The sequence below is a fragment of the Pseudoalteromonas sp. SG44-17 genome (genome assembly GCF_014164235.1).
Lineage (GTDB): Bacteria > Pseudomonadota > Gammaproteobacteria > Enterobacterales > Alteromonadaceae > Pseudoalteromonas > Pseudoalteromonas rhizosphaerae.
On the sequence record NZ_JACJEV010000007.1, the window covers coordinates 137,019 to 156,403 of the forward strand.

The 19,385-nt window shown below is 39.7% G+C and carries 14 protein-coding genes; 10 read left to right on the forward strand and 4 right to left on the reverse strand.

What is annotated here, in order from left to right; genetic code table 11:
* The first annotated feature begins 4 nt into the window (after positions 1-4).
* The 6 genes from pgm to H5182_RS07715 all read left to right on the forward strand — a co-directional run bounded on the left by pgm (position 5) and on the right by H5182_RS07715 (position 7,340).
* Positions 5-1,642, forward strand: coding sequence for a phosphoglucomutase (alpha-D-glucose-1,6-bisphosphate-dependent) (gene pgm, locus H5182_RS07690; protein ID WP_182759827.1), 1,638 nt, complete (start codon positions 5-7; stop codon positions 1,640-1,642).
* A gap of 84 nt (positions 1,643-1,726) precedes the next feature.
* Positions 1,727-2,779 (forward strand): succinylglutamate desuccinylase, encoded by a 1,053-nt coding sequence (gene astE / locus H5182_RS07695; RefSeq protein ID WP_145233889.1) that lies wholly within the window; start codon positions 1,727-1,729, stop codon positions 2,777-2,779.
* Positions 2,780-3,040: 261 nt separating this feature from the next.
* The gene (locus H5182_RS07700; RefSeq protein ID WP_182759828.1) at positions 3,041-4,255 is read left to right on the forward strand and encodes a thiamine pyrophosphate-dependent dehydrogenase E1 component subunit alpha; all 1,215 of its coding nucleotides are present in this window, start codon (positions 3,041-3,043) and stop codon (positions 4,253-4,255) included.
* A complete protein-coding gene (locus H5182_RS07705; protein WP_145233893.1) occupies positions 4,255-5,232 on the forward strand; it encodes an alpha-ketoacid dehydrogenase subunit beta in 978 nt (325 codons plus the stop codon). The genes H5182_RS07700 and H5182_RS07705 overlap by 1 nt, the downstream gene beginning before the upstream one ends.
* 8 nt (positions 5,233-5,240) lie before the next feature.
* On the forward strand, positions 5,241-6,818 hold the full coding sequence (locus H5182_RS07710) for a dihydrolipoyllysine-residue acetyltransferase (RefSeq protein WP_182730939.1): 1,578 nt from the start codon (positions 5,241-5,243) through the stop codon (positions 6,816-6,818).
* 156 nt (positions 6,819-6,974) lie between these two features.
* Positions 6,975-7,340 (forward strand): DUF805 domain-containing protein, encoded by a 366-nt coding sequence (locus H5182_RS07715; protein ID WP_182730938.1) that lies wholly within the window; start codon positions 6,975-6,977, stop codon positions 7,338-7,340.
* A gap of 218 nt (positions 7,341-7,558) precedes the next feature.
* On the opposite strand, the gene H5182_RS07720 is transcribed toward H5182_RS07715, so the two are convergent.
* The gene (locus tag H5182_RS07720; protein WP_182759829.1) at positions 7,559-8,731 is read right to left on the reverse strand and encodes a putative manganese transporter; all 1,173 of its coding nucleotides are present in this window, start codon (positions 8,729-8,731) and stop codon (positions 7,559-7,561) included.
* 69 nt (positions 8,732-8,800) lie between these two features.
* Positions 8,801-10,426, reverse strand: a complete 1,626-nt coding sequence (locus tag H5182_RS07725; protein ID WP_182730936.1) for a M28 family metallopeptidase — start codon at positions 10,424-10,426, stop codon at positions 8,801-8,803.
* Positions 10,427-10,534: 108 nt separating this feature from the next.
* Between H5182_RS07725 and H5182_RS07730 the strand changes: the two genes are divergently transcribed.
* The 4 genes from H5182_RS07730 (at position 10,535) to H5182_RS07745 (ending at position 16,579) form a co-directional block, all read left to right on the forward strand.
* On the forward strand, positions 10,535-11,344 hold the full coding sequence (locus H5182_RS07730; protein ID WP_145233905.1) for a DUF3025 domain-containing protein: 810 nt from the start codon (positions 10,535-10,537) through the stop codon (positions 11,342-11,344).
* A complete protein-coding gene (locus H5182_RS07735) occupies positions 11,341-12,129 on the forward strand; it encodes an ATP-binding cassette domain-containing protein (RefSeq protein WP_182734741.1) in 789 nt (262 codons plus the stop codon). Before H5182_RS07730 ends, H5182_RS07735 begins: the two co-directional genes overlap by 4 nt.
* On the forward strand, positions 12,122-13,330 hold the full coding sequence (locus tag H5182_RS07740) for an ABC transporter permease (RefSeq protein ID WP_182734739.1): 1,209 nt from the start codon (positions 12,122-12,124) through the stop codon (positions 13,328-13,330). The genes H5182_RS07735 and H5182_RS07740 overlap by 8 nt, the downstream gene beginning before the upstream one ends.
* Before the next feature lie 198 nt (positions 13,331-13,528).
* Entirely contained in the window at positions 13,529-16,579 is a 3,051-nt protein-coding gene (locus H5182_RS07745) for an ATP-binding protein (RefSeq protein WP_182759830.1), read from the forward strand.
* A 17-nt stretch (positions 16,580-16,596) separates the two neighbouring features.
* Here the strand turns inward: H5182_RS07745 and H5182_RS07750 are convergent, their stop codons facing one another.
* Together H5182_RS07750 and H5182_RS07755 are read right to left on the reverse strand one after the other, a co-directional pair.
* A complete protein-coding gene (locus H5182_RS07750; protein ID WP_182734736.1) occupies positions 16,597-17,439 on the reverse strand; it encodes a UDP-2,3-diacylglucosamine diphosphatase in 843 nt (280 codons plus the stop codon).
* A gap of 150 nt (positions 17,440-17,589) precedes the next feature.
* Entirely contained in the window at positions 17,590-19,314 is a 1,725-nt protein-coding gene (locus H5182_RS07755) for a proline--tRNA ligase (RefSeq protein WP_149981092.1), read from the reverse strand.
* Positions 19,315-19,385 lie beyond the last annotated feature (71 nt).

Sequence of the window (19,385 nt, forward strand, 5' to 3'; positions counted from 1 at the left end):
TGTAATGGCGATTCATTCCGGTGCAGGGAAACCTGCAACACAATCAGATTTAGTAAATGTACCAAAATTAGTGTCTGCTTATTATTTAAATGAACCCGATCTAGAGCAAAACCCTGAACATTGTGTTGCTTTTGGTACTTCAGGGCACCGAGGTTGTTCATATGATGTGAAATTCAATGAATCTCACATTCTCGCCATTACTCAAGCAATTTGTGATTACCGAAAACAAAATAATATTTTTGGACCGCTATTCTTAGGTAAGGATACGCACGCGTTAAGTGAGGCGGCTTACAATTCAGCGATTGAAGTGCTTGTTGCTAACGAAGTACAAGTGATCACGCAAGAAAACGACGATTTTACACCTACACCGGTGATTAGCCACGCGGTCGTGTGTCATAACAAATTACATCCTCATGAATTAGCTGACGGTATTGTTGTTACACCTTCACATAATCCTCCAGAAGACGGCGGTTTTAAATATAACCCACCTAATGGCGGGCCGGCAGATACTGACGTTACTAAGTGGATAGAAGACAGAGCAAATCAACTACTACTAGAAGATTTAGTTGAGGTTGAGCTATTCCCATTTGCAAAAGCTGCCCGTTCAGGTTTTATTAAATACCAAGATTTAATGACTCCTTATATTGAAGATTTGATTAATGTTGTTGATGTAAAAGCGATTGCAAAGGCAAATATTAAAGTGGGTATTGATCCGCTCGGTGGTTCAGGGATCAACTTTTGGCCTATTATCGCCGAAAAATTTGCTTTAGATTTAACAATCGTCAATGAAAGTGTCGATCCGCGCTTTGCATTTATGCCACTTGATAAAGATGGCAAAATTCGTATGGATTGCTCATCACCTTATGCGATGGCAAACTTAATCGCCCTTAAAGATGATTTTGATATAAGCATTGGCAATGATCCAGACTATGATCGCCATGGTATTGTAACTCCTGACGGCTTAATGAATCCTAATCACTTTTTAGCGGTTGCCATTGATTACTTATTAAATCATCGTGATTGGTCCAAAGACGTTGAAATTGGCAAGACACTTGTTTCAAGTGCGATGATTGACCGAGTAGTTGCCCGTAATAATCGTCAAGTGCAAGAAGTACCTGTTGGTTTTAAATGGTTTGTCGAAGGGCTAAGTACTGGAACACTCGCGTTTGGCGGTGAAGAAAGTGCCGGGGCATCATTCCTTCGTTTTGACGGTACAGTATGGAATACCGACAAAGACGGTTTCATCATGGGTTTATTAGCCGCGGAAATTTTAGCTGTAACAGGAAAAACTCCATCAGCACTTTATAAAGAGCTTGAGCTCGAATTTGGTGCGCCTATATACAAACGTATAGATGCACCTGCAAGTTCTGCTCAAAAAGAGCGACTTAAAGGGCTAAGTGCGAAAGATGTTACGGCAGATACACTTGCGGGCGAGCCTATTTTACAAAAGCTAACTCATGCGCCTGGTAATAATGCCGCTATTGGTGGTTTAAAAGTAGTTACTGAAAACGGCTGGTTTGCAGCGCGTCCATCAGGGACTGAAGACATTTATAAAATTTACCTTGAATCATTCAAAGGTGAAGAACATTTAGCGCTATTAGAAAAAGAAGCCAAGAAGTTGGTTGATTCAGTGATTAGTTAATAACGCTTAGACAATTTTATAACGGCTGATTTATTCAGCCGTTTTTGTTTCTCATTTGCATAATAATATGAAGGCATTTGGATTATGACAGCCAACTCAGAGTATTTAAACGAATTACAACAGCAAGGCGATTTTTTAACTCTCAGCCGTAATAATGAATGGCACTTAGCACCGAGTGCTTTTACTTTAAGTAATGGTACCACTGTAACTATTCATGACACTGGCGTTATAGAGTTTCAACCAAAATGCGCAACTACAATCGATGTGGTACTTTCAAGTGCGATCCATGGTAATGAAACAGCACCTATTGAAATTTGCGATGAATTAATTAAGCGTATTATCTTAGGCGATTTACAACTAGCACAGCGTGTACTGTTTATTTTTGGTAACCCGCAATCAATTAATATTGATAAGCGTTTTGTAGAAGAAAATCTAAACCGTTTATTTAATGGTCATCACACTGTCGAAGGTGTAAAGATGAATAATGAGCGCACACGAGCGGCCAAGCTTGAACAATATGTTAGTGACTTTTATCAACGCGGCGGTCAGCAGCGAGAGCGCTGTCATTACGATTTGCATACTGCTATTCGTGGTTCAAAAAATGATAAATTTGCTGTATATCCCTTTTTACATGGTAAACCGTGGAAAAAGTCGCAACTACAGTTTTTATTAAGCTGTGGAGTAAATACGGTGCTAATGATGAAATCACCAGCCACCACTTTTAGTTACTATTCTTCTTTTGTTCATGGTGCAGATTCATTTACCGTTGAACTTGGTCAAGTAAAACCGTTTGGTGAAAATGATATGAGTCGTTTTGCGAAAACCAAAGCGACCCTAATCGCATTAATTAGCCAAAAAGAAGTGATATATAAAGAATTTGATGCAAGTGACTTTGAGTTATTTGCTGTGCACCGATCAATCAATCGCACTGAACACGATTTTTCGTTTCCTTTTTCGGATGATGCCGAGAATTTTACCGGGTTTAGCAAAGGTGATTTACTCGCAACGGATGGTCAGACCTGTTATTACGCAGATGTTGAAGGCGAAGCAATTATATTTCCTAATGCCGATGTTGCCCTTGGACAACGTGCATTATTAACGGTAATACCATTACAACTGACTGATAATATTATTTAATTTGTTGCTTTGCAGGTCAGCTCAAATCGTTAACTATATGATTGTATATACTTTATGCTCTTGTATAGTTAACTTTCCAATGCCACTGTCGCCAATTAACTTTGTTTCGTCTATGATTAGTTGAATAACACTTTACGTTAACGTAAAGTGTTAGCAGCTTTAATTTAAATACAGTACAGTTTCTGCAAAGTTTATCCTGCAGAGCACAGCCAATAATAACAACTGACTTGTACTGTTTACGACAACAAAAGAAGGTAGGTTATGAGCAATCCAAATAACGTATCGCTGAATATTAGTCATGATCTCTCATTTATTGACGGTCATGCCTTAAATATTCCGACCTTGAGTATTTTAAACGAGGATGGCGATATCCACGACGGTGCAACAGCCCCCGATATTGATGAAAGTACTGCGCTGCGCTTGTATGAAACAATGCGTTTTATTCGTGCACTTGATGAGCGTATGCAAGCTGCTCAACGCCAAGGCCGGGTAAGCTTTTACATGCAATGTTTAGGCGAAGAGGCTGCAGTGACAGCGTCTGCTGCGGCACTTGATCAAGACGATATGATCATGGCGCAATACCGTGAGCAGGCTGCACTTCATTACCGTGGCTTCACACTTGATCAGTTTATGAATCAAATGTTTTCAAATGAGTTGGATTTAGGTAAAGGTCGCCAAATGCCAATTCACTACGGTTCAAGTGCACTTAATTACATGACTATCTCATCGCCGCTAGGCACTCAAATACCGCAAGCAACAGGTTACGCGTACGGCCAAAAAATTAAACACATAGATGCAAAATCAGGTGAGCTAAGCTCAACGATAGATAACATAACTATCTGTTACTTTGGCGAAGGTGCTGCTTCAGAAGGAGACTTTCATGCTGGTTTAAATATGGCCGCAGTGCATAAGTCACCGGTTATATTTTTTGCTCGCAATAACGGTTATGCGATTTCAACTCCTGCGGATGAGCAATTTAAGGGCGACGGCATCGCTTCTCGTGGCGTAGGTTACGGTATTAAAACGATTCGTGTTGATGGCGGCGACGCATTAGCTGTTTATGCCGCAACTAAAAAAGCCCGTGAACTTGCCACTAAAACAGGTGAGCCGATTTTAATTGAATCGATTGCATATCGCCTTGGCGCGCATTCTACATCAGATGATCCTAGTGGCTATCGTTCAAAAGACGAAGAAGCGAATTATCAGTCTTGTCCAATCGAACGTTTTCGCAAATGGTTAATTAAGCAAAACTGGCTTAATGAAGAAGAAGACAATAAAGCCAAAGAGCAAATTCGTGAAGATATCCTAGCCGCATTAAAACGCGCTGAAGTGATTGCAAAACCGGCCTTAGAAGAGTTGGTGTCAGATGTATATGATACACCGATCCCTTCTTTGCAACGTCAATACGAGCAATTGAAAACGCATATCAAGCAACACCCCGATGCTTACCCAGTGACTGCAGGGAGAATTAAGTAATGGCTAAAATGAATATGTTACATGCGATTAATTCAGCCCTTGATATAACCATGGCTGAACATCCGCAAGCGTGTATTTTTGGTGAAGATGTTGGCTATTTTGGCGGCGTATTTCGCGCAACGTCTGGACTACAAGAGAAATATGGTCAGCACCGTGTATTTAATACACCATTAACCGAACAAGGGATCATGGGTTTTGCTAATGGCTTAGCAGCGTTTGGCGCACCAGCACTTGCTGAAATTCAATTTGCCGATTATATATTTCCAGCCTTTGACCAAATAGTAAATGAGTCTGCTAAATTTCGTTATCGTAGCGGTAACGAGTTTAATGTTGGCAACCTGACTATCCGTACTCCTTACGGTGGTGGTATTGCCGGTGGTTTATATCATTCGCAATCACCTGAAGCTTATTTTGCACATACCCCGGGACTTAAGATTGTTGTCCCTCGAAACCCTTACCAAGCAAAGGGCTTATTACGTGCTGCAATTAAAGATGATAATCCAGTTATTTTCTTTGAGCCTAAACGTTTATATCGTGCATCAACGGGTGAAGTTCCTGAACAAGATTACAGCATTGAACTTGGTAAAGCTGAAATAGTTAGTGAAGGTACGGATGTAACACTACTTGCTTGGGGCGCACAGATGGAAATCATCGAAGATGCTGCAAAACGTGCAAGTGAGCAAGGTATTAGTTGTGAAGTGATTGATCTACGCAGTATTTTACCATGGGATATGGAAACGATTGTTAACTCAGTGACAAAAACAGGGCGACTTATTGTTAGCCATGAAGCACCAATCACTAATGGTTTTGGTGCAGAAATTGCGGCGACAATCCAACAAGAATGTTTTTTGCATTTAGAATCACCTATCTTACGTGTTTGCGGCTTAGATACTCCGTATCCATTAGCGCTTGAAAAAGAATATGTACCTGATGCGTTGAAAGTGCTCGCAGCAATCAAGCAATCGGTCGAATTTTAGGAGTCATCATGGCAAAAGATTTTATTTTACCGGATATCGGTGAAGGTATCGTTGAATGTGAAGTTGTTGAATGGTTAGTAGCCGAAGGCGACACCGTAGCTGAAGATCAACCGATTTGTGATGTAATGACAGACAAAGCACTGGTGCAAATTCCTGCGGTTCATGATGGTGTGATCAGTAAGCTCTATTATGCTAAAGGGGATATTGCTTTAGTGCATGCCCCGCTGTTTGCAATGGATGTAGCTGGTGAGACTACAGCCGATCATACTCAACCAGAAACAACCAGCGCGATAGAACACACGCAAACAAATACTCACTCTGAAGTCGTTGAGGATTTTATCCTTCCCGATATTGGTGAAGGAATTGTTGAGTGTGAAATTGTTGAGTGGTTAGTCAGCGAAGGCGATTTGATAGAAGAAGACCAAGCCGTTTGTGATGTAATGACAGATAAAGCACTCGTACAAATTCCAGCTAAATATACCGGCACAGTGGTAAAACTTTATTATGCTAAAGGGGATGTTGCACAAGTACACAGTCCACTTTTTCAAATGTCGATTGCAGGCACTCAAGCAAACGTTGTCGATATCAATGATGCATTAGTGAAAGCACAAACCAAAGCGGTAGAGCAAAAACCAGCAGTAGTTGAAAAGTCAGTGACAGCCCCTGTAATTAATAAAAAGGCGGTCGCATCACCGGCAGTAAGACGCAAAGCACGTGAACTTGATGTTGATCTAACCACAGTCCCAGGCAGTGGTAAGAATGGCCGTATTTACAAAGAGGACATTGAACAGTTTGTGAAAGGGGAAGTGCCAAATAGTATTGATACATCACCACTGCAAACGAAGCCTGACGTTACGAAAACCACAGCTAGCGACACTGGCGGCATGCGCATTGAGCCAATTAAAGGCATCAAAGCAGCAATGGCTAAACAAATGGTTGCTTCGGTAACGACTATCCCACATTTTACATTTTGTGATGAGATTGATTTAACAACTTTGATTGCTTTGCGCAGTGATTTAAAAGAGCAATATAAGCAACAAGGCGTTAAATTGACAATGATGCCATTTTTCATCAAGGCCTTATCGCTGGCTATGAAAGAATTTCCGGTATTAAACTCGAAAATAAATGATGAATGCACTGAGCTTAGCTACTTTGATGATCACAATATCGGTATGGCAGTTGACTCTAAAATTGGTTTGTTAGTGCCAAATATCAAACAATGTCAAACAAAGAGTATTGTTGATGTAGCCAATGAAGTAACGCGATTGACGGATGCTGCCCGTGAAGGACGTGTTAGCCCTGACGATCTCAAAGGCGGCACAATTAGCATTTCTAATATTGGCGCGATTGGCGGAACAGTTGCGACGCCAATTATCAACAAGCCAGAAGTGGCGATTGTGGCATTGGGTAAATTACAACATCTACCGCGTTTTGATGCCAAAGGGCAAGTGGTGTCTGCTGCAATTATGCAAGTTAGTTGGTCAGGCGATCACCGAGTGATTGATGGCGCTACGATAGCGCGATTCAATAACTTGTGGAAATCGTATTTAGAAAACCCAGCCAAAATGATGATGGCAATGAGTTAATACTTTTTAATTACTTTTAAAATATTACCTATTTTAAAACCAGCTTAATGCTGGTTTTTCTTTTACAAATAGTTGTTTTTAATTAATATACAAGGGTTACTGAAAAGTAATAAAGGCCCTATTAGGGAATATAAAAAATAACACTAAGGAAATACAATGGAACATTATATGAATGCGTTGCGCAGCTACGCGGATTTTTCAGGTCGTAGCCGTCGTAAAGCTTACTGGATGTTCGTATTATTTAATACGATTTTCTCAATTGTATGTAATGCAGTTGATAGCTTATTAGGTACAATGTTTATTGGCACTATCTATAGCCTCGCGCTATTGATCCCAGGTCTAAGTGCTGGTGCTCGTCGTCTTCATGATACGAATCGTTCAGGTTGGTGGCAGTTACTTTGGTTAGTACCAGTAATCGGCTGGATTGTTTTAATTGTTTTCTATGCACAAAATTCGCAAGAAGGGGAGAACGATCATGGCCCAAATCCAAAAGAAGTTGCTCTAGAATCCGCTACTGTTTAATTAAATAATGAATAATACCAATTGACTTAAATATTTAACCATTCTAGCGAGCTAAATAAAGCGCTAACTGCGTTATAATTTTTCAAGTAGAACAACTACATGTCAAAATTTATGCCTTGTTATCACTGTATTTATCTGTCGCTATAAATGGTCAGTAACTTAACACGATTGGTATAATGAAAAGCTCAGCAGTCGCTGAGCTTTTTTATATCAGTGACTTACACCTCAAATAAATATAAGCCATAACCAACGAGTAAAGCGGGAATTGCCGAATATATTGTTGCCACAAATGCGGCACGTGGTGCCATTGCGATTGCAGGGAAAAGGGCATCGCCGTCATTTGATATTGCATTCGCAGCTAAGGCACTAAAGGGAATGATGCCTTGAATATACAATGTAGTTACCACTATTTGTGGTCCACAGCCAGGTAAAAAACCAATCAAAACGGCAATTAAAGGCGCTAAGTATGCATAGTGAGTAAACCAGGCTTTTAAATCTACACCGGCAAATGTTACTAATAACTCAAATAGCATAAACGAGGCAACTACCCATGCCGTGACAAAATGGGTGTCTTGCAAAACTTTATATAGCTTTGAAGGGGGCGTTATAGTTTCTTCTTCTGAAGTTACTTGTTGATAGCTTTGACCTTTAGACGACAGCGCCCAAGTGGTAACAGCCAATAGCGCCATAATAGCGCCAAATAAGGTTATTGATTCAGCAAGTAGAGCGTCAAAGGCTGAAAAGTCAGTATTGAAAGCAATCATTATTGCCACAATAAGACTGGGCATCATAATAATTTGCCAAATTGATTTACTGACTATAATTGCCTTACTAGGCTGATTTAAGCACTCATCAGCATAATCATTTTTTGCTGGGCGAAGATAATCTTGCTTATGAAATGCATTGACTAAGGAGCCGCTGATAATACCAACGCTCAGGCCAATAATCATAATAAGTAAGCCTTCAAGCGGCTTCGTTGCTAATAGTAAAAATGCAGCATCCCCCATGGTCGCTGTTAATACAGCAACGATAGAGCCAAAGCTCGCTTGTCCTTTGGTAAATTGTGTCACTACTATGATGGCGCCTCCGCAGCCAGGTAAAGCACCGAGTAATGAAGCAAAACTAATTTCTAACAAGGGTGATTTTTGACTTAAATAGCCAAGCTCTAAGTGAGGCAACCGATCGATGGCGTAGTAATAGATAAATAAAGTGGCGGCAACAAATATACTAACTTGAAAAAACGCATCACTCATTGCCGTCAATGTCATTGCTCGCAAAGGAGCATAAGCTAAACAACACAACAAAAATAGCGGTAACAATAGGCGTTTATTACTGATAATAAAATGTGTGGACGTTGGAAAACTAATTTTGGGCAGTGAAAGTGAAAACATAAGTGCAACCTAAAAACTATCTAAGTTGCACTTTAGATTTAAATTAAATGAAAATCAATATCATTTGCGTTATTTTCTTTGGAATTCTGAGTTCGCATTCCATTTTGGCCATTGTGGTTGCTCAGAAATGTCAAAACCTACTTGATAAAACAGTTGTAAGTCTTGTACAGCTCCCGATAGATCCCATTCGTCACGGTACCTGTCACATGGTTGATGGTAACAACCACGTAGCACTAAGCTCATGCGTTTACGATAATTAGCCGTATCTTCGTCAAGTGCTTCACTGCCACCACCCGCATACATCGCTGGAATACCCATGTTGGCGAAAGCAAAATGATCAGAGCGATAGTACCCGCCTGAAGATGGTTTAGGATCGCCCGAGACAGTGCGTCCTTGTGCATTAGCTGCCTGTGCTAATAGCGAGTCCATTTCTGATTTACCAATACCAACCACGCTGATATCTTTTACTTTGCCTAACAAGTTCAAGCTATCCATATTAATATTAGCGACTGTCTTATTTGCTGCTATCACTGGGTGTGCAGCATAATACTTAGATCCTAATAAACCTTGCTCTTCAGCTGTCACTGCCAAAAAAGTCATTGAGCGGCTAGGGTGCTTTGGTAAGCTTGCAAACGCTTCAGCTACTTCAATTAAGCCTGCAGTGCCTGTCGCGTTATCATGTGCTCCATTGTAGATTTGGTCGCCTTTACGGTTTTTATCAGTACCTAAGTGATCCCAGTGTGCTGAGTATATAATATGCTCATCTGGTTTTTCACTACCGGGTAAAGTCGCAATGAAGTTATATGAAATTGATTTTTTGATGGTGTTTTTAACCGCAACAGACGCTGTTAAATCGCCCATATCAACATGATAAGCGCCTTTTGCTGCATTGGCTTTCGCACTGGCAAAATCTAAACCTGCTTTAGTGAAAAGCTCGTTAGCAACCTCTGTGGTTACCCAACCTTCAACAGCGACTCTGTCCATATTATTGTTTTCTTTTTGAAAACCAAACTGCTCGCCGCTCCATGAGTTTTCAACTACAGACCAAGGGTAAGAGGCCGGTGCAGTTTCATGAACGATGATAGCCCCAGCAGCACCTTGACGGCTGGCTTCTTCGTATTTGTAAGTCCAACGGCCATAGTAAGTCATGGCATCACCGGTAAACAAAGCAGGATCTTTAGTGGCAAAACCAGGGTCGTTGACTAAGATCACCACAGTTTTACCCTTAACATCTAAACCTGCGTAATCATTCCAATTATATTCTGGGGCATTAACACCATAACCAACAAATACCAGTTCAGAGTCTTTAATACTTTGGCGTTCGCTAATGCGACTGCTGCCCATTACCATGTCTTTTTTATACTGGTAATCTTTGCCGCCGATAGTTAACACCATGTTTGGATCTGCTTCAAGAGACACCAACGGAACTTCTTGTAAGAAGCTGTCGCCATTACCTGGTTGATAACCTAGTTTTTTAAATTCTTCAGTAAGGTAAGCTAGTGTAAGTTCTTCACCTTTTGAAGATGGAGCGCGGCCTCCAAATTCATCGGAGGCAAGCACTTTGACATGCTCTGCGAGTTGTTGAGCATTGATTGAATTATACCCTTTGCTAACATCATCAGAGGTGAGACTTGTTGTTGCACATCCTGCAAGTACCGCAGTTGCAAGGAGTGTCAGAGAAAAATAACGTTTCATAGTCGCTCTTTTTTTGTTTTAAGTGAGCTCAGTATAAGAACTTCTATTAAAGAGAACCAGTTTTTGCGGTAAACTCCAACCATAATAATTGTAAAGCTAAAGATACTCATGAAGCGTTTTACCCCTTACGAACAATGGCATAGCCCCAGTTTAGAAAATGGTGCATTTAGCCATTTAAATACACTGTTTTCTTTAAATGGTTTATCCGACTGGCCGCAATGTGCGTGGTTTTCATCATTTTTAGATGCTAAAAATGCAAATCAGCAAACAATTCGCTTTGTTGATGACGCCTGCTTTAGTGAGGAAGAGCGCTATTATGAGCAAATCATTTTTGATACCGGTAAAGTACCAACGCGACAACAAAATTGGCATGACTTATTTGGTGGACTTATCTGGTGTTTATTTCCTAAAACTAAAGCATTAATCAATCAACGCCATGTTGAAGAGATCACACTTCACGGCACTAAAGTACGCTCAAAACACCGCAATGCCTTAACCTTGTTTGATGAATGTGGGGTTGTACTTGCTGTAAGTGATGATGTTTGGCCTGCGTTACTTAAAAATCATCAATGGCAGCAGGCATTTATTGAGCAAAGAGCGTTGTGGGGGAAAACCATTGCGCCATTTATGTTCGGCCACGCTAATTATGAAATGCTAACAAAGCCGTATATTGGTCTGACAGGTAAAGCATTATTTGTAAAAGTACCGAGTGACATATTTTGTAAAGATTTAGCCCAGCAGTATCAGTATATTGATCAAACCCTTTATGAGATGATTAGCGTCGATAACTGTTTAAGGGACAATAGCCAGCTCTCACCATTACCACTGCTAGGCGTACCAGGCTGGTATGATAATAATAACCCCGAGTTTTATAGTAATACAGATTACTTTAGACCAAAACGAAGGACACGAACATGATAGAAGTTACGGGGCTTAAAAAGAAATTTAAGCTAACTAAAGACCATAAAAAAAACAAAGTCGATAAAATAGATCCCCGTGAAGATAAGGATTATTTTCATTCGGTGCGAGATGTCAGCTTTCATTGTAATAAAGGCGAAGTGCTGGGCTTACTCGGCCCTAATGGTGCAGGAAAAACCACCACGCTAAGAATGATCTCGACAGCGTTAAAACCCGATGAAGGGCAAATAATTATTGCTGGTGAAGACATCATAAAAAAACCACTATTTGGTCGTAAGTCTATTGGTTTTCTATCTGGCAGTACCGGTTTATATGGCCGTTTAACGGTAAAAGAAAATATAGAATATTTTGCAAAACTGCACGGTATGAGTAAAGACGCGATTAGGTCACGGTGTGAAGAGTTATTTGATTTACTCGACATGCATAGCTTTATTGATAAACGTGCTGATAATTTATCAACGGGTATGAAACAAAAAGCCAATATAGCCCGCGCAGTTGTGCACCACCCGGCAGTCGTAGTACTTGATGAGCCGACCACTGGATTAGACATAATGACCACTCAAACGGTGATCGAGTTTATCAAACGGCTTAAAGCGCAAGGGACTCCTGTTATATTTTCAACCCATCATTTAGATGAAGTAGCGCTACTGTGTGACCGCGTTGCGGTGATCAACGAAGGTATCAGTTGTTTTGACGGCAGTCTTGACGAATTTAAAAAAGTGGGTAAAAGCGACGAACTAAATCAAGCGTTTATGAATATTTTGACGGAGAAAAATAATGTTTGAAGTATTTAAAAAGGAATTAAAAGAGCTATTACGTGATAAAAAAACACTCATTTTTATTGTCGCATTGCCAGTTGCTATCTTTCCATTATTATTTGCGGTGATGGCATTTATTAGTTCTCAAGCAACACTTGAAGCCGAACAAAAAGTTCATACCTATGCCATTATCAATGGCGAATATGCGCAATCATTCACAGATAAAGTTTTTTACCATAAAAGTTTTCAATTATACAAAGGTGAACACACCTTTAATACAGTTGCAGAGCTTACTGAGGCCGTTAAAGCTGGCACCATTGATATGGGTATTTTCTTACCCGCAGATGCCAAACAAAACCTTGATGACGCAAAACAGAGCCAGTGGCAAGTGGTTTATAACGATGCCAAAGCGATTAACTTTTTATTCGACAGAGTAAAAGAGCTTGCTAAAGAATTTGGTAATAAGCTAAGAGCTGAAAAACTATTGAGTTATGGTGTTTCAGTTGAGCAACAAAGTGCGATTATTGATCCAATCAAAGTTGTAAAAGTTGATACCGCTGATAAACGAGAAAATTTAGGTGAGAAAATAGGCGGCTTTATTCCTTACTTACTGATCCCATTAGTTTTGATGGGAGCAACATACCCAGCAATTGATTTAGGTGCAGGTGAGAAAGAACGCGGCACATTAGAAACGTTACTACTGACACCAATCACCCGTACGCAACTTGTATTAGGTAAATTTATTACTTTACTTGCAGCGTCAATCGCCACCACAACGATAACCGTGTTGAGTATGGGCGTATGGATCAGTATCGCGATTTCTTTCATTGATTTGGATGTTATAAAAACAGCATTTAGTTCATTACGAGTATTAGATCTGGCACTCATTTTTATTATTTTATTACCCGTAGCGGCGATTTTTTCTTCTCTTGCGTTAGCAATATCGATTTATGCGCGTAGTTTTAAAGAAGCACAAAATTATATGACACCACTGAGCATGGGGGTGATATTTCCTATCATTGTTGCTTTATTACCGAATGTTGAGCTAACAGCTAAAACCGCATTTATTCCGGTTACTAATGTGGCTTTAGCGATTAAAGAAATTATCAAAGGTACGATTGATTACACGTTACTTGGACTAATCTTTTTAGCGACCGTGATTGTTGCCGGTGCACTATTAGCATTTTGTGTTAAATGGTTTAATAAAGAAGAAGTCTTATTTAGGTAACAAGTTGTAAAGAAGTAGGCTGGGCGTAGTTGTTACAATACTCTCAGTTAAATAATAAAAAATGACGGGCTAGCTCGTCATTTTTTATTACTTATTTATAGTTTCATGGTTAAAACTAAAAATCGATAAAAAGCTCAAAGATAACTTTTTTAATTGCTCTATAATATAGTTTGTTTTGAAAGCAAACTGGCAATTTTGATGCGCTACCCTCTGACATTTTCTAATTTATTTCGCAGTAATAAACTTTCTTTATTAGCTTTGCTGTTTTTTTTCATCTTCGCAACTCCTGCTTTATATATTTATGAGCAAAAAGCACGCAAAGATGTTTACCAGATTGCCCAAACCACACTACAGCAAGAGCTTGATACAAAAGCACAAATATTAAAAGGGCATTTAAAAGACAGTGTCTCGTCAATCAACTTTTTAAATGTCACGCCGCCTATCAGTGGTATTAGTCGAGCCGCTGCAAATAACCTTATTGATCCACTATTAAATACGCCCATCGCAATATGGCAAACGCGCTTAGCTGAAATATTTAGTGGCTTTATGCGCACTGACCAGCAGCTATTACAAGCCAGACATATTACCCTTGCTGATAATGGTCAAGAAATTGTCCGTGTTGATAGGATCAATGATGTTGTCGTGCGCCTCGAGGGAGACTTATTACAACAAAAAGGGCAACGGGATTACATGCTTAATGCCAGCAGGTTAGATAGTGAATCTGTCTATATATCACCGATTAACTATAATCGAGAGCATGGTCAAATTCAGATACCCTACGTGAGCACCTACCGAGTTGCGAAGCCGGTATTTAATAAACAAGGAGCAGTATTTGCTGTATTAGTAACAAATTATTTTGCTGACGAGTTATTTAATAGTGTTACTTTTAGTTCATCTGCTGGGGTTGATGTTTATCTGTTAAATGATCAGCAGCAGTTTTTATTTCACCCAGATCCTAAACTACGATTTGGTTTTGAGTTTGGTCAAGACATTACTTGGTCAAGTGTATTTAGTCAAAGCCAAGATATGAGCAGCCAAGCGACTTTACCTTTTCATGATTTACCAAGTCATTATTATTTAAAACAACGTATTAGTTTAGAAAATAACATTAGCATGTTGCCCCTTGAACTTGCGGTATCAATTAATACCGATATTTTGTTAACAGACGTTGCTAAGCGCCGTGATCATTTTGTGTTGGTAATTATTTCACTTTTCACTGCTTTGTGGTTATTAGTGTGGTTATACCAAAGGTATATAAACCGCAAATTAGAGCTTCACACCTTGAAGGAGCGTAATAACAAGATTATTGAAAATTCTCTCGATGCAATTTTAACAGTACAAGAGGATGGCCTTATCAGTAATGCTAATAAAACAGCATTACAGTGCTTTGATATCATTATTGATCACACCCAGTTTACGCAATTATTGTCGCTAGCAGAAGGTGATAAGTCATGTATTGATGAAACAATAGCACAGGGATCAAAACCATCATTTGAAGGCGTATTTATTGACCCGCAAGATCAACAACACTTTTACTCAATTACACTTACTAGCGTGTTTGATATCTTTACCCAGCGCTACCAAGTAGCAGCGATTTTACGAAACATTAATTCACTTAAACAGACCCAAGTTGAGCTTGAAAAACTCAATAGTACGTTAGAGCAAAAAGTGCAACAACGCACAACTGAACTTGAAAGTGCGATTGAACAAGCTTTGGCAGCCAGTAAAACTAAAAGTGATTTTATTGCTAATATTTCCCATGAAATACGTACGCCTATGAATGGTGTATTAGGGATGCTGGAAATGCTCAAAGAGGACACGCTAACGCAGCAGCAACAGCAATATTTAGATCTGGCCAATAGCAGCGCTAACTCATTAATGACATTGATTAATGACATCTTGGATTTTTCAAAAATCGAAGCTGGTAAACTTGATATTGATAATCACAGTTTTGATGTGATTACTGTATGCAGTGATATGATCACCTCAATGGCACTGCAAGCACAGCGTAAAGGCTTAGAAGTGTTTTTGTATACTGATAAAGTTATTGACCGTATGTTAGTCGGAGATAGCCACCGATTAAAACAAATATTAATAAACTTACTTAATAATGCATTCAAATTTACTCATCAAGGTGAAGTCAGTTTGACTGTTGGGTGTCAGTATCTTACTGAAGAAAAGTTATTAATGAGCTTTGTTATTGAAGACTCAGGCATCGGCATTGCTGAAAAAAATATCGATAAGCTGTTTGAGGCCTTTACTCAAGAGGACACCAGTACCACTCGCCACTTTGGAGGCACAGGGCTTGGTTTATCAATTTGTCGTAAGCTGGCACAATTGATGGGCGGTGATATTAGTGTAACCAGTGAAAAGGGCAAGGGAAGCTGTTTTACAGCGCAAGTGCAATTACATATTGCAGCTGAGAAAAGACTTAATACTGCCGTTGAGTTGGCAAAAGATATTCAGGTTGGCGTGCTGATAGATAGCGACAGTGTATATAACAATGTCACTAATTTATTGATTAAAAATTGCCAAGTAGCGGCCAATAATATTCAACGATTTGACTACCAAGCACAATATCAAGAGTTAAAAGTTGATTTACTGGTTGTTGATAATGATCACCCATACTTACAAACACTGATTAATTTATGTAATAAGCAGAATAAAAAATATGTATTAATCTTGCGTGATTTACTGCTTAGTAAAAAAGCCAAAGAGCAGGTACCTGAAAATTGCCATGTGCTAAATAAGCCGCTTACTCAAGATCAATTTAGCTATAAGTTAGCAAGTTTGTTTGGTGTTAATAATAGTTTTTTGGTTGCTAGCCAAGGTAGTGAGCAAACAGAATATGTTGAATACGATTTATCAAACTTTAAGGTATTATTGGTTGATGATAATATGATCAACCTTGAAGTTGCCAAAGCAATATTAAAAAATACCGGTGTCACTATTGTATGTGCCAGCGATGGCCTAGATGCGCTAGAAATATTAAATACAGAGCACACACCTTTATTTGATCTGCTTTTAATGGATTGCCAAATGCCAAGCCTCAATGGCTATGACACAACCTCTGCAATTCGCAGCAGCAAAGCTGGTGCTGACTATGCAAAAGTGCCTATTATCGCTATGACAGCCAGCGCTATGGCAGGTGACAGAGAGCGTTGTATTACAGCTGGTATGAATGATTATATTACCAAACCCATAAAGCCAAAAGTTTTGAAAGATAAATTAGCTATGTGGTTAAAATAAACCACACAGTCTAAATTTTAAGCTACTGATTTTTCAGGTTTAGCCTTTGGTCCACCAAGATTTTGATTAAGTTTGGTAATATCAGCAGAATTAATCACTGTTTGAGTGTCAGACCAGTGTAGCAATTCGATACGACCATTTTCTTGCTCTACTACTGCGGTACAACTTTCTATCCAATCGCCATCATTACAGTAAACAATCCCATCAACGACTTTGAGTTGTGGGTGATGAATATGACCGCAAATAATACCGTCTACGCCTTGCTTTTTAGCCTCATGAATAGCAGCATTTTCAAATGCCTCTATTGCTTCACGCGCTTTATGAACGCGGGCTTTTATCCAAGCAGCAAGTGACCAATAGTTACCACCATATAGGCGTCGAATACGATTAGTCCAGCGATTTAAAAACAGTAAAAAGTCATAACCTGTATCACCGGCAATACTGATCAGTTTGTTATACCTAGTTGCTGAGTCAAAATCATCACCGTGAACCAGAAGAAATCGTTTGTTGGCTTTGGTTGTGTGAATAAACTGCTGGTGGACTTCAATACCAAATAGGCTGTTATTGACGTAGTGTCGGAATGTTTCATCGTGATTGCCGGGAATATAAATCACTCGAGTACCTTGAACTGCTTTGGCTTGAATACAAGCTAATACTTGATAGTGACTAGGGTGCCAATAAAAATTTCGCTTCATAGACCATAAATCGACGATGTCACCCACTAGATAAAGGGTATCGCACTCAATACTATTTAAAAAGTCGAGTAGATAATCTGCTCGACAATCTTTATAGCCTAAATGTACATCGGAGATCCAAACAGCTGGGTAGTACTTTTTATCACTTTTTTCGATGTCGTGCATAGGAGGTTACTCACGGTGTAATAACAACAAAGTTAAGCAACTTGAATGACGTTTATAAGACTGTTTGACGAAACATCTATGACAATTAATAATCGTGCAAAAACAAAAAAACCGCATTACGCGGTTTTTTGTTACAGAGGGTGCTGATGATTAAGCGTTCATGGCCGCTTTGATTGCTTCAACAGCGGTATCAATATCTATCATTAATTTTTCACCAGTACGGCGATTTTTCAACTCAACCTTGTTTTCATCAAGATTACGCTCACCAATTACCAACGTGAAAGGTACACCGAGTAATTCCATGTCGTTAAACATCACACCTGGGCGCTCTTTACGGTCATCAAATAACACGTCTAAGCCTGCGGCTTTTAAACCGTCGTAAAGGTTATTAGCGATATCCGGTATACGATGCGATTTATGCATATTCATTGGCACAATGGCTAAATCGAACGGGGCGATTGGCTGTGGCCAAATAATGCCGTATTGATCATTATTTTGCTCAATAGCCGCTGCGACAATACGCGATACACCAATACCATAACAACCCATAGTCATTATTTGGTTCTTACCGCTTTCGTTTAATACTCCCGCTTTCATCGCTTCTGAGTACTTAGTACCAAGCTGGAAGATATGGCCAACTTCGATACCGCGTTTAATATGTAAAGTACCATTACCACATGGACTAGGATCACCTTCGACAATATTACGTAGATCAGCAACTTCATACTCAGTTACATCGCGATCCCAGTTAATACCGCTGTAATGCTCGTCATCTTTGTTAGCACCAGCTACAAAATCAGCCATTACGTTGGCTGTACGGTCTACTAAAATTGGCATTGTTAAGCCAACAGGGCCTAATGAACCCGGTTTAGCACCAATGGCTGCAATTATGTCAGCCTCGTTTGCCATTTCCAGTGGAGAATCTACTAATGGATGTTTTTCAGCTTTAAGTTCGTTAAGCTCATGATCGCCACGTATTACTAATGCAACTAAACCACGTTGACCATCTTCATTTGGCGCGCCGTAAACAATCAGTGTTTTAACACTGCGATGAGGTTTTACACCATAGTGTTTCTTTAGCTCGTCGATAGTTTTCGCATCAGGTGTTGGGAATACTTTTAATTCTTTTGCGGCAGCAGGGCGCGCTTCACTTGGCGCTAATGCTTCTGCTTTTTCGATGTTTGCTGCATAGTCACTTTTATCACTAAAGGCGATAGCATCTTCACCTGATTCAGCTAACACATGAAATTCATGAGATACACTACCACCGATAGAGCCGGTATCAGCAATAACAGGACGGTAATCAAGGCCTAAGCGATCGAATATATTACAGTATGCTTTGTGCATTACTTGATAAGTTGCATCTAAACATTCTTCACTTAAATGAAATGAATAGGCATCTTTCATAGTAAATTCACGCGCGCGCATAACCCCAAAACGAGGACGACGTTCGTCGCGCACTTTTGTTTGTACTTGATACAAAGTAAGCGGTAATTGTTTATACGAACTTACTTCTTTACGAACAAAGTCGGTGATCACTTCTTCATGGGTTGGTCCTAACGCGAAAGTACGATTGTGACGGTCAGTAAAACGCATAAGTTCTGGGCCAAACTGCTCCCAACGGCCAGACTCTTCCCATAGATCCGCAGGTTGAATAACAGGCATCAACATTTCGATTGCACCTGATTTGTCCATTTCTTCACGCACAATGTTTTCGACTTTTCGTAACACGCGTAATCCAGAGGGTAACCAAGTATATAGGCCCGACGCGACGCGACGGATCATGCCCGCTCTTAACATTAATTGATGCGATACAATTTCAGCATCTGATGGCGTTTCTTTAAGTGTTGCGAGTATATATTGACTGGTACGCATGTTTATTCCGATAGTTATAAAATTATTATTTCAATTGGGCACTCAGTTTAGCAGCGGTTGCTTTTACACTA